Genomic DNA, 9,147 nt, shown 5'->3' on the forward strand with positions numbered 1-9,147 from the left:
TATATCATAAAGTGATATAATGAACAATAAAAAAATGGAATGAATATTCAATTTCACTCCATCTTTCAAGGGAATTCTTATCAAACTTTATTAATAATTATCAATCTTTTTTATGAATGATCAGACTTTGTTTTAATTTATCAAACTATATTTTAAATTCACAATTTGTAGATTTTCGATACAAAAAAAGAACCCTAATAATAGGATTCTGCAACAGGAAAGAACAAATATATAATAATAAAAAGAATTACTTATATTATAATTTGAAAATAAGACAAATATATTGAGAAAATTCGGAACGAATTGAATATTTCTATACTCTTATTTATAATTGATTAAGAGTTGGAGTAGTAATCTGTCATATGTTCCTTTTTTAAAGACGATTGATCTCAATCTTCTATTTTTTTGTGTTTTTTCCTCTTCCCTCGAAAAAAGGAAAAAGAATTACTTAAGAATTGTAGAAATAGCTTGCTTGTAGACTAGTTGTTGCTTACCATGAACGATCATAAGAACGGTAAATTTATCCGTTGCAAGGATCTGCCCACGTACTGGAACGCCATTCTTTAAAAATACAGTAACTTCCCCTTTTTTCTCTTTCAATTGTTCATACATATCCTCTTGTAAGTTATACATGAAATAAGCCCCCTATTTGTATCTATTTTTCTTTTAATGCTTGCTGCATCTCATTGTTGTCTATTTGTATTTCCCATTCACCTTCTATTTTTCTAAACCATTTTCCTATTTTGCTTACATAGTATTTTTTCACTTCACTATATGGAATCCAAATTTCACGTTCCTGTATTTGATTCATCACTTCATGAAGAATCTCATCATGCTCGTATTTTTTAGGTTTTCGATGATGTGTTCTTACAAATTGTATGTATTCCCTACGTAACCAATTAGAAATATAATCTTTTTGTTTTTGCCGGAGATGTGACCACTTTTTATTTGTCTGAAGGAGTTTTCCATTTACTTTTATATGGTTTTTCATCAACACTCATCCCCTTTTACCATCTAAATGCATATATACAACTATCGTATCACATTTAAATTTAAATACGGCTCTAGATACATATTTCGCAAGAAATCTATCCAAAATAAAAATAATATCTCCATTTCACATGAAATAATATCCAAGACAGACGAGATCGAATCCATTAAGCGGGCGAATTAGGTATGAAATTAAATGTAGACTATACATTATGTGTTTGGTTTTTATTAAACATTACGGTACGTGAAATTATATATCTCTCTTGTTAAAAAAGCCCCCATAGATCTTACACCTATGAGAGCTACCTAAGGGTATTTAGACTTTCGATCCCATTTTATACGCTTTATTAAAAAAACTTTGCAACAGAACACTATATTTCCTATTAATATAGTTAATCCAATCGAGCACGCCGAAATAAATTTTTTGAAGTATGCATACTCATTTTCTGATTAGATTAATATAAAAGGAATAGAAACGTTATAATATTTTTTAGTTTGGAAGAGCGTAGAATTTCACTTTAAATGTACCGTTAGAAGTATATCCGCTAGGAGGACCTGCGATATACAAATTCTTTCTATCATCTCCTGAAGGGATCGTTAGAATAGAACCATCTCTAACATTTGACCAAATTACAGGGTCTGTACCTGATTTATCTCTTGCGATTTTAAATGACAAAGAGGTAGCACCTGCTCCTTCTAAAACAACTCGTACTTTGGCACCTGCCGCGAGATGTTCAAGTGAAAAATTATTACTTGATCTACTGGTTTGACCAGGCTGTGCCTTATAGAGTGACTCCACTTCTCTTGTTAAAGACCCTGTTACATTAGACAATTGGAATGTTTGATTATTACCACCATGGAAATTATATACTGTAACATTTGTTCCATTTGCAGTACCATAACCACTTACATCTAACACTTTGTTTTGATCCTTCTTATTCCTTACATAATAATATCCATTTCCTGCTTCTGTTGGTATCCAATATTGCTCTTCCTTATTTTGATTAGATGTAGCAACTACATTATTAGAACCATTAAGATCATTCCAAGCTAATACTAAATTTTGATTTGCTATATTTTTAATTTGGTATGCTGATTTATTTGAATCATATACTAGCTTCCATTTTTGATTATTAGCGTTGCCATTTTGCCACAATTGAACATTTCCATCTGCTTGATTTAAGTCAACGACACTACTATTATTTAAAATAGAAACTATTTGATAAGTACCACCATCTTCCAGTTCCGGTGCATAAGGGTCAAAGTTAATGGGTGGCTTTGCGTTAGCAAGGGCTTTTTCAAATCTTCCATCTTTGATCTCAAGTGTTGCATCTCCAAAGTTCGTAGTCATTAGTTTTTCACGAATATTTGGGCTTGGATAGCCATTCCAACCAACCATTGGTAGTTGGAGCCACTGGTGATAATAGTTTTCTGGCGGCTCGTCATTGCTATTAGCCAGGCGAAAAGCATGTGTTGAGCCGCCGTCCTTATGGTATACAATTTTCGGGTGGTTTCCACTGAATCTAACGTCTGAGCGAGGTTTAGTGTACCAATTACCATGTGCTGAATAAGTTACATATTGAACCTGACCATCTTTAACCCAAACTATTGTGTGTTCCCAGTCATGTCGATGTCCAGCCGAACCAGGGCCCAAAGATGCTTGATCTTTCTCAAAATAACTCGCGTACATAATTGCAGTCCAGCCATTATTTAATTTGGCCCGAGAATAAGTGTTTGAATTTTCCAGTCGGTTAAGATCTCTACAGACACTTTCCGGGGAACCGCTCAAACTTAGGCCAGGGTTAGTCGTGCCATCTGGAGAAATTGCTGCAGTCGCATAACACCCGTCTGTGTCGTAGTCATACACAGGAGCATAATCTAACTCTATATTTGACGCATTTTGTGGAAGTGCCTTGATTACATCCCCATATGCTTTTGAGGTAGAAAGAAAACCCTTATCAAATTGTCCACCTAAGTTGAATGCAAATGTACTCAATACTATTAACGCGGTCATTACTATTTTTGATATTAATTTCATATTACCCCTCCTAGTTATATTAACAAAAATCATTACTAAAACATTTTTTTAAAGTAGCGTAGATTATAATTTCCAGCTTTGATACTCCTTTCAACACATAAATATGGTTTTTTGGATAATATAGCTCTTAACATACATGGTAAAGGTCAACTTGTGTCTAAACGTAAAAATCCTCAAAATAGCGTGGTGACCCCTAAATATATCTCATAAAGTTTATTTTATCCCATTTACATATCTTGTTTATTGAGAAACATAATTCAAATCAGTGTTTTATTCAAAAATAGATAAAGCACTCGTTCGAAGGCCTTCTACTATTCTAATTTTAATTTAAGAGTTCTCTTTTGCTTAAATATAATAAAAAAGAATCCTTATTATTAGGATTCTGCAACATCCCAAACAATGCAGTATCCATTAAGCGGATTATTTAGGAAAAAAAATTAAATGTAGACTATTGTTTAAGTATTTTATTTTTTATTAAACATTACGGTACGTGAAATTTTATATTTCCTTATTAAAAAAGCCCCCATAGATCTTACACCTATGAGCGCTACCTAAGGGTATTTAGACTTTCGACTCCATTCTATTGTAACAGGCTTTCACCATACATGAGAAACATAACGAACCAAAAACAGACCCTCATAATAAGAAATTCTTTAACCCCTTGCTAAAAGGAAATACGACCTTCTCTCATTCTATATGCCCCTTTTCTCTAAAGCTTTTAATATGTTAAAATATAGAGGAAAGAAACCTGCCAATTTCTTTCCCAGATGGTAACTCAGACTTTTGCTCTTTGTTTGCTTTTGCAAATGAAGAGCTTTTATTTTGCATACTTATACTTGCTTTCTAACATCGCATAACGCAATAGCTTTAACTTTGTCTCTTTTTTCAACGCTTTCCACTCAGATAGGGTTCACCATACCATTTCGGGAAAATTGTACGTTTAGACATAATTTAGACAGAAATCAACCAATTCTTTGTACGCCAAGGAATTGGTTATTTATTTTATGGCTTTTTTATCTCCCGCTGTTCAATAACTTAATTCTTTATATTTATCTGAACATATATAAGTTTACAAGGTTTTTGAACACGAAAAAAGGAGAAATCCTATGATTTTTTGTTCAATATTATTATGTCCAGAAATATACAATTTTCTGTACACGAAAAAGAGATTTAGCTGTCATGCAAAATACGGGCTAAATCTCTATACATATGGAATATGAACTTTTTAAGAAATGGACCACCACTTATAAAAAATCTTTAATGTAAATTTCATTAAAAATACTTTTCAATCGAGGCTAAGTTACTATAGGAATACTTTAATATTTTTTTAAAAGTAGTCTAAAGGTATTTCCGGTCTACGCTTCACAGGAATCGATGATAATTTCTTGTTTTTGTAAAATGGATGATAACCCTTGTATATATTCCTTCTTGAGATTGAATAGAAATATCATGCCCTAATTTTAAAGCCATTTGCTGCGCAAGATGCAGGCCCATTCCCGTAGATTTTGTATGGATTCTTCCGTTCGAACCGGTAAACCCTCTCTCAAATACGCGGTGTATATCTTCTTCCTTGATTCCAATGCCTGTATCTTGAATCAGCAATCGTTTTTCTCTACTATCTTCTTCACAGCGGACAGAAATTTTCCCGCCTTCATTTACATACTTCAAAGCATTGGCTGTAATCTGGTCTATGATAAATGCAAGCCATTTACTATCGCTTTGGACGAACTGCTGTGCTTCTTCCATATGAAAGTGAATCCGTTTCGTAATGAAGATTTTTGCATATTTCTTTACACTTTGTTTAACGATTTGATTTAACTGCACATCTGTAATGAAATAGTCTTTAGAAAATGAATCGATTCGTGAATAATAAAGAGCCTGCTCTACATAATTGTCAATTTTGTTTAGCTCATCTTCAAACTTATCTGCAAGAAAGTCTACTGTTTTTCCCGTACTGTTCTCAATAAGTAGACTGCTTGCCGCGATCGGGAGCTTTATCTCATGAATCCATGACATAATAAAATCTTGATAGTCCACCTTCTCTTCAAACAACTTATTAAGCTGCTTAGCATGATTGTCATTCATTTTTTTTATCATCTTGAGATATAAAGCTTGATCATAATTTTGTGGTTTCAGCATTTCTACAGAGAAATCTTTTTGCTCATTTTTTATTAGATTATTTATTTCCATATAAAAAGACCTTCGGTAATAATATCCGATAGTAATATACAGACTTATAAATAGGAGACCAATAACATGAGTATATAATAGGTTTCGAATAACAAGATTCCTGCTATCGTTTACAACCATAATTAATGACACAAAAAGCATCAAGATGAAGTACAGTGTGAAAAAGAATCGTTTATCTTTTACATATTGAAAAAAACTCATACAATGATATACCCGTATCCTTTCTTAGTGGTAATGAAGTCTTCCTTACCGAGTTCAGTGATTTTTTTGCGTATACGTGCAATATTAACCGCTAAAGTATTTTCGTCCACGAATCTTTCATCAGCCCAAAGGCTGCGCATTATTTTTGTCCGGCTTACGACTGTCCCTTTATTTTGCATGAGGAGGTTAAAAATAATAAATTCATTTTTAGATAGCGCAATCGTTTCATTCATATAAGACACATTGTAACTGTTAAGGTCAAGTACAATTCCATCATACTCTAGGATATTTAACTCTATGTCTTCTATATACGTGTACGTCCTGCGCAGGAGGGCATTAATTTTTGCCATCAAAACATCTGTGTGAAACGGTTTGTTAACGAAATCATCCCCACCCATATTCATCGCCATAATCATATCCATCGGTGTGTTACGAGATGAAAGAAAAATAATCGGAGTTTTTGAGGATTCCCTAATTTTATTACACCAGTAAAATCCATCAAATGATGGCAGATTAATATCCATTAACACAAGATGAGGATTTTCTTTTAAAAATATCGATAATACTTGGTCAAAATCCTCTACTTTTACGGTATCAAATCCCCACTTTTCTATCGTTTCTGCCATCATCTCTCTAATGGTTCTTTCGTCTTCTATAATCATAATTTTCATCGTGATTCCTCCAAAAGCTCGTATTATAGGTATTTTGTGTTATATCTTATGTGCTCATACGACTATTCCAAATTACAATGGCATAATCGTCTATATCACATTATAGTGGACAAAATAAAGAAAGAAGGGACATTTATTTTAAGGTGACAAAACTGTAAGGTTAGCCTAAGAAACTGTAAGGTTATTGAAGGGTTACATCATATAGAATATAACCTGTAAGAAGAAAATAACTTCTTTAATGGAGGAATTATATATATGAAAACAATAGTAGATGCAAAACAAATTAAAAAAATGTATGGGACAAAAGGAAATATATTTACTGCATTACATGATATTGACCTAACTGTTCGCGAAGGTGAATTTGTTGGAATTATGGGACCTTCCGGTGCCGGGAAGTCCACACTTTTGAATATTTTGGCGACCATAGATCAGCCGACGTTCGGTGAGATCTTGATTGACGGGACAAGCATCCTAAATATGAAAGAAGAACAACTATCCACATTCCGTCGTGATAAACTCGGTTTCATTTTTCAAGATTACAATTTGTTAGATACGTTAACAGTGAAGGATAATATTTTGCTACCACTCGCATTAGCAAAAATGAATGTTCAGGAAATAGAGAACAGAGTCAACGAAATTTCGAAGCGTTTTGGTATTCGTTCTATCTTAGATAAGTACCCATATCAAATTTCAGGTGGACAGAAACAGCGTACAGCTGCTTCACGCGCGATGGTATCAAAACCAAGCTTGATATTAGCGGACGAGCCGACTGGCGCACTAGATTCAAAATCTGCAACAGACTTATTGGAGAGCTTGCAAGACTTGAGTCAGGAAGATAAAGCAACCATCCTCATGGTAACACATGATGCATTTGCAGCTAGCTATTGTAAACGTGTGCTCTTTATTAAAGATGGCACGCTGTTTACCGAACTCGTAAAGGGTTATTCTTCCCGCACAGAATTTTTCAAGAAGATATTAGATGTATTGTCTATTCTTGGAGGTGGTACAAATGACGTTATTTAGTTTAGCGAAAAAAAATATTAAAGGGAATTTAAATAACTACCTTCTCTACTTTTTCTCCATGGTCGTGAGCGTTATAATTTGTTACACTTTCAACTCACTATTGTATACACCAGAGATTAAAAACGCTGTTAATAATATAGAAGATACAATGTCACAAACCTCTTTCGTTTTAATAGGAGTTGTAGCAGTTTTCATTGGCTATTCTAATGCATTCTTCACGAAAAAACGTAAAAAAGAAGTAGGTCTGTACTCCCTACTCGGTGTGAGAAAAAAAAATATCGCAAGAATGCTGTTTTTTGAAAATGTAATTATCGGAGCTATCACTTTAATATGCGGGCTCATATTAGGCATCCTATTATCCAGATTATTTATCATGTTGCTCCTTAAGCTTGTAGGTGCTCCGGTCAATGTAAGTTTTAGTATTCCTATGGAAGCAGTTATGACTACCACTATTACATTTACGGTCATTACAATTTTTACATCTCTTCAATCGTATCTTTTAATTTATCGCTTTAAATTAATTGAATTATTCCAGGCGGATAAAAAAGGGGAGAAAGTACCGAAAGCATCTATCATTTCTGCCGTGGTTTCGATCATTTTACTTGCAATCAGTTATAGGCTTATGTTTAACGAGATGGCAATGCTTTATATGCCTCTTGTTGCTATTGGAACGTATTTATTATTTCGTTCTTTAACTGTGTATTTGCTAAAACGTGCACAAAAAAATAAACCGAACTACTATAAAGGGATTAACATCATTGGAACATCTCACTTGTTGTACCGTGTAAAAGGAAATGCCCTTATACTTACAGTAATCGCATTGCTCACTACTTTTGCAATACCACACCTGTCAGCATCCTTTTCTGAGTATGTGAGTACTGAGAAAGTTGTTCATGAAATGTATCCTTTTAGCTATACCTATCTTTCTACAGGTGAAGAGTCTGATAATCAAATTCAGAGAGTGATTTCCACAGATAAGAATCATCCGATTACAGCGCAACTGGATATCCCGATTATTCAAGTAAAAGGGAATACTTCAGCACCATTCCAAGATAAAAATGACCTTTCTGTTAATTTGATTTCAGAGAGTGTATTTCATAAAATGAACAAAATTCTAAAATTAGGAGATATACCAAATCTTTCTGGTGAGCACGCTATAGCATTTAAAAAATACATTCATCAACAACCAGTATCTGATTTCGCGAATCACCAAGTGAACATTACATTATCTGGGAACAACTATACTTTCAAGCTTAATAAGTTAGAAAGGCAAAGCATAAGCTTAACATCTGGTCCTGAGCTATTATATATGGTTGTTACCGATGAGATGTTTAATACTATTGGTAACCAAGTTAGACCAATCAAATATAAAACTTATAAAGTGAAAAATGCAAAAACAACAAAAGCAGCATCTGAGACATTAACCAGATTAGTTGGAAACGATAATCAGATGCGAACATTTTACAAAGGATATACAAAACTGAAAGAGTCTACAGGAATGAAAATATTCATAATGAGCTCTTTATCCGTAATGCTAATAATAGCAACCGGAAGTGTTATTTATTTCAAACAGTTAACAGAAGCTCATTCAGATAAAGATCAGTATACAATTTTACGGGGAATTGGTGTAAGTAAAAAAGAAATCCGGGCTACTATTGTAAAACAGACCGCGTTTATTTTTATTTTGCCGTTATTTATTGGTTTTTTAAATACAAGTATGCTAATAATGCCGATATTTTTACGATACGATATGGATAATATAAAGGAGAATGTCCTTGCATTAATTTACGCTATGACAACGTATGGTGTGATCTATCTTGTTTACTACGTGTTAACTATTAATTCCTATAACAGAATTGTGAATAAATAAAAATGAACCATCTTTCGAATATCGGGAGATGGTTTAATATATTTAACAAAACAAGATGCATAGTGAGCATTGAGCTAATTAAGATATGTCTAAACGTACAATTTTCCCGAAATGATATAGTGACCCCAGATACAGCAATCTTCATTCCTCCAATAATTAAATTT

General features: G+C 33.3%; 7 protein-coding genes. 2 read left to right on the top strand and 5 right to left on the bottom strand.

Going from position 1 to position 9,147, the window contains the following annotated elements:
• Positions 1-444: 444 nt before the first annotated feature.
• The 5 genes from hfq to CN409_RS27110 form a co-directional block, all read right to left on the bottom strand.
• Positions 445-633, bottom strand: a complete 189-nt coding sequence (gene hfq, locus CN409_RS27090; protein WP_002169915.1) for an RNA chaperone Hfq — start codon at positions 631-633, stop codon at positions 445-447.
• Between the two features lie 22 nt (positions 634-655).
• The gene (locus CN409_RS27095) at positions 656-991 is read right to left on the bottom strand and encodes a transposase (RefSeq protein WP_097947069.1); all 336 of its coding nucleotides are present in this window, start codon (positions 989-991) and stop codon (positions 656-658) included.
• Between the two features lie 489 nt (positions 992-1,480).
• Positions 1,481-3,028, bottom strand: a complete 1,548-nt coding sequence (locus CN409_RS27100; protein ID WP_097982032.1) for an NPP1 family protein — start codon at positions 3,026-3,028, stop codon at positions 1,481-1,483.
• Positions 3,029-4,390: 1,362 nt separating this feature from the next.
• A complete protein-coding gene (locus CN409_RS27105; protein WP_097982033.1) occupies positions 4,391-5,419 on the bottom strand; it encodes a sensor histidine kinase in 1,029 nt (342 codons plus the stop codon).
• Complete coding sequence (locus tag CN409_RS27110) at positions 5,416-6,090, bottom strand: response regulator transcription factor (RefSeq protein WP_097854044.1); 675 nt, start codon at positions 6,088-6,090, stop codon at positions 5,416-5,418. Before CN409_RS27110 ends, CN409_RS27105 begins: the two co-directional genes overlap by 4 nt.
• A gap of 255 nt (positions 6,091-6,345) precedes the next feature.
• On the opposite strand from CN409_RS27110, the gene CN409_RS27115 reads away from it, so the two are divergent.
• Together CN409_RS27115 and CN409_RS27120 are read left to right on the top strand one after the other, a co-directional pair.
• Complete coding sequence (locus CN409_RS27115) at positions 6,346-7,113, top strand: ABC transporter ATP-binding protein (RefSeq protein ID WP_097854045.1); 768 nt, start codon at positions 6,346-6,348, stop codon at positions 7,111-7,113.
• Positions 7,100-8,983: an FtsX-like permease family protein gene (locus CN409_RS27120; protein ID WP_097854046.1), complete on the top strand. Its 1,884-nt coding sequence runs from the start codon at positions 7,100-7,102 to the stop codon at positions 8,981-8,983. Before CN409_RS27115 ends, CN409_RS27120 begins: the two co-directional genes overlap by 14 nt.
• Positions 8,984-9,147 lie beyond the last annotated feature (164 nt).

It is taken from the genome of Bacillus sp. AFS012607, assembly GCF_002558005.1.
GTDB classification, from domain to species: domain Bacteria; phylum Bacillota; class Bacilli; order Bacillales; family Bacillaceae_G; genus Bacillus_A; species Bacillus_A thuringiensis_S.

What these genes read in the sequence shown, in the direction of transcription:
- hfq (WP_002169915.1), bottom strand. Translation starts at nt 633, where the DNA reads ATGTATAACTTACAAGAGGATATGTATGAACAATTGAAAGAGAAAAAA.
- CN409_RS27095 (WP_097947069.1), bottom strand. Translation starts at nt 991, where the DNA reads ATGAAAAACCATATAAAAGTAAATGGAAAACTCCTTCAGACAAATAAA.
- CN409_RS27100 (WP_097982032.1), bottom strand. Translation starts at nt 3,028, where the DNA reads ATGAAATTAATATCAAAAATAGTAATGACCGCGTTAATAGTATTGAGT.
- CN409_RS27105 (WP_097982033.1), bottom strand. Translation starts at nt 5,419, where the DNA reads ATGAGTTTTTTTCAATATGTAAAAGATAAACGATTCTTTTTCACACTG.
- CN409_RS27110 (WP_097854044.1), bottom strand. Translation starts at nt 6,090, where the DNA reads ATGAAAATTATGATTATAGAAGACGAAAGAACCATTAGAGAGATGATG.
- CN409_RS27115 (WP_097854045.1), top strand. Translation starts at nt 6,346, where the DNA reads ATGAAAACAATAGTAGATGCAAAACAAATTAAAAAAATGTATGGGACA.
- CN409_RS27120 (WP_097854046.1), top strand. Translation starts at nt 7,100, where the DNA reads ATGACGTTATTTAGTTTAGCGAAAAAAAATATTAAAGGGAATTTAAAT.